The 2,599-nt window shown below is 56.8% G+C and carries 2 protein-coding genes and 1 pseudogene; all 3 read left to right on the top strand.

What is annotated here, in order from left to right:
* Nucleotides 1–204 (top strand): annotated as a pseudogene (locus AWB76_RS41965) (thiamine pyrophosphate-binding protein); the annotation flags it as partial.
* A complete protein-coding gene (locus tag AWB76_RS38500; protein WP_061165310.1) occupies nt 197–1,018 on the top strand; it encodes an aspartate dehydrogenase in 822 nt (273 codons plus the stop codon). The pseudogene AWB76_RS41965 and the gene AWB76_RS38500, both read left to right, overlap by 8 nt.
* 12 nt (nt 1,019–1,030) lie before the next feature.
* Complete coding sequence (locus AWB76_RS38495) at nt 1,031–2,521, top strand: aldehyde dehydrogenase (RefSeq protein WP_061165309.1); 1,491 nt, start codon at nt 1,031–1,033, stop codon at nt 2,519–2,521.
* The last annotated feature ends 78 nt before the right edge of the window (nt 2,522–2,599 follow it).

Genomic DNA, 2,599 nt, shown 5'->3' with positions numbered 1-2,599 from the left:
TTCGGGCAATTGTGCGCGAGCATGGGCGTGAAACATCACTTGCTGACTTCCTTTGACCGAGTCCAGCAGGTGCTCGAAGAGGGAATTCAAGAAAGCGGACCCGTAGTTGTCGAGGTCGACATGCTCGCTATCGGCGATTTCGCGACCCCCTTCGCAGGACCCGCTACAAAGAAAGCGGACTCGCAGGAAGCAAAAAATGGCTAATGCATTGCGCGACGTCCTCGACGTCACCCTAATTGGCTTTGGCGCGATCGGCTCAACAGTTTACAAGACCGTTGCGGACGACCGTAATCTGAAGATTACTCAAGTAATCGTGCCTGATTCCCAAGTTCAGCACGTGCAGGAACATATCGGTGCGGCGGGTGTGGAAGTCGTTTCGTCTGCGATGACGCTGAGCCGTCGTCCGCAGTTCGTCCTCGAATGCGCCGGGCATGCGGCGCTGCGCGACCACGTTGTGCCTCTGCTCCAAGGAGGTACCGACTGTGCGGTGGCATCGATCGGCGCTTTGTCGGACGACTTATTGCGGGGAGCGTTGGTGGAAGCTGCGGAGCAGAGCGGTGCCACGCTTACCCTGATTGCAGGCGCGATCGGTGGAGTCGACGCAATATCTGCGGCCCGCAATGGAGGTCTGGACGAGGTTTTATACACTGGGCGCAAGCCGCCAAAGGGTTGGCTTGGCACACCAGCTGAGGGTGTCTGCGACCTCAATGCTTTAAGCGAAGCACACGTCATTTTCGAAGGAAGTGCTCGTGATGCGGCTCGTTTGTTTCCACAAAATGCCAATGTCGCCGCGACCATTGCGCTAGCCGGCCTAGGCCTTGACAAGACTTCCGTTCGATTGATCGCTGATCCGAGCGTCCAACGAAACATCCATCGAATTACGGCACGCGGCGCGTTTGGCGAAATGTCGCTTGAAATGTGTGGCAGGCCCTTGGCTGACAATCCGAAGACGTCTGCGCTGACCGCCTTCAGCGCCATTCGAGCGTTGCGCAACCGCGCTGCACATTACGTAATCTGACAGGCCAACGGAATGAGCGCTTTCGACCCAACCCTTCTCGAGAACGACAAGATATTTGTTGCGGGGGAATGGCGACGCGGCACTGGGGATGCTTATGTGAGCATTTACCCTGCGGATCAATCCGTGAACACGGAAGTGAGCACCGCCACGGCGCGTGACGTCCAAGATGCGGTCGACATTGCAGACGTCGCCTGGCGCAAGCCGGACTGGGCGGGACTAAAGGCACACGAACGCGCCGCTGTATTGCATAACATCGCGTCATTAATTGACGCGAAACAGGAAGGACTCTCCTTGCTGCAGCGACGGGACAATGGTAAGCCCATCAAAGAGACCCGTGCCTTGGTGCGCAGTGCCGCAAACACCTTCAGGTACTTTGCATCTTGCGTAGAGACACTTGAGGACGCTGTTACCCCCTCGCGTGGGGACTACATCACGATGAACGTTCACGAGCCAATGGGCGTCGTTGCTGCCATCACTCCATGGAATTCTCCGATAGCGTCCGATGCTCAGAAGCTTGCGCCGGCACTAGCCGCCGGTAATTCGGTTGTCCTTAAGCCGGCGGAAGTAACACCGCTGGCGTCGTTAGCACTTGCGCGAATTTGCGAGGAAGCCGGTGTTCCGAAAGGAGTTCTGAGTGTACTTCCAGGGAAGGGCTCGGTGGTGGGCGATGCGCTAGTAAGGCACCCACTCGTAAAGAAAGTATCCTTCACTGGCGGCACGACAGTCGGTCGAGGCATAGCGCGACTTGCGGCCGAAAAGCTAATGCCTGTCTCTCTCGAGCTAGGCGGCAAGTCACCGACCATTGTGTTTGAGGATGCCGACCTTGATCACGCAATCAATGGCGTGCTTTATGGGATTTTTAGTTCATCGGGTGAGTCCTGCATCGCAGGGTCTCGCCTTTTTGTCGCGCGGGAGATCTTCGACGAATTTGTCACGCGACTGACCCATGCAGCTCAGTGCCTCAGAGTTGGTGACCCTTCCCGCGAAGACACGCACATGGGTCCGCTTATCTCTAAGCAACACCGCGAAACGATCGAGCGGTACGTTGCTAAGGCGTTAGAAGAGGGCGGAAGGCTGCGCTGCGGCGGAGAGCGTCCGACGGGCAATGGCCGCGAGGCGGGTTTCTTCTACCTTCCCACTATTTTCGATGGATTGACGAACGATTCTCGCGTCTGTCAAGAGGAGATCTTCGGTCCCGTCCTTGTCGCGCTTCCGTTCGACGGCGAGGAATCTCTCATTGAGCAGGCTAACGACAGCGTGTTTGGTCTTGCTGCGGGTATCTGGACACGTGATTACAAGCGCGCATGGAGAGTCAGCAAGGCACTCGCAGCCGGAACTGTGTGGATCAACACCTACAAGCAGTTTTCGATCTCGACCCCGTTCAGTGGCTGGAAGGACAGTGGTATGGGACGCGAGAAGGGCTACCTCGGGATCCGAGAGTACATGCAGCAAAAGAGCGTCTATTGGGGCATGAACGACCAGCCTATTGCGTGGGCGAAGTGAAAGGAGCATTGGCATGACGATTTTAGGCATAGAGCAAATCAAGTACGGCGTGACTGATCTGGCGACATGCAGGTCCTT

Origin of the sequence: Caballeronia temeraria (assembly GCF_001544795.2) — a bacterium.
GTDB classification, from domain to species: domain Bacteria; phylum Pseudomonadota; class Gammaproteobacteria; order Burkholderiales; family Burkholderiaceae; genus Caballeronia; species Caballeronia temeraria.
The sequence above is the reverse complement of the archived record's forward strand: the minus strand, read 5'-3'. Positions and strand labels throughout refer to the sequence as shown.

Excerpts from the sequence above, each read along its gene's own strand:
- AWB76_RS38500 (WP_061165310.1), top strand. The coding sequence starts at position 197 with ATGGCTAATGCATTGCGCGACGTCCTCGACGTCACCCTAATTGGCTTT.
- AWB76_RS38495 (WP_061165309.1), top strand. The coding sequence starts at position 1,031 with ATGAGCGCTTTCGACCCAACCCTTCTCGAGAACGACAAGATATTTGTT.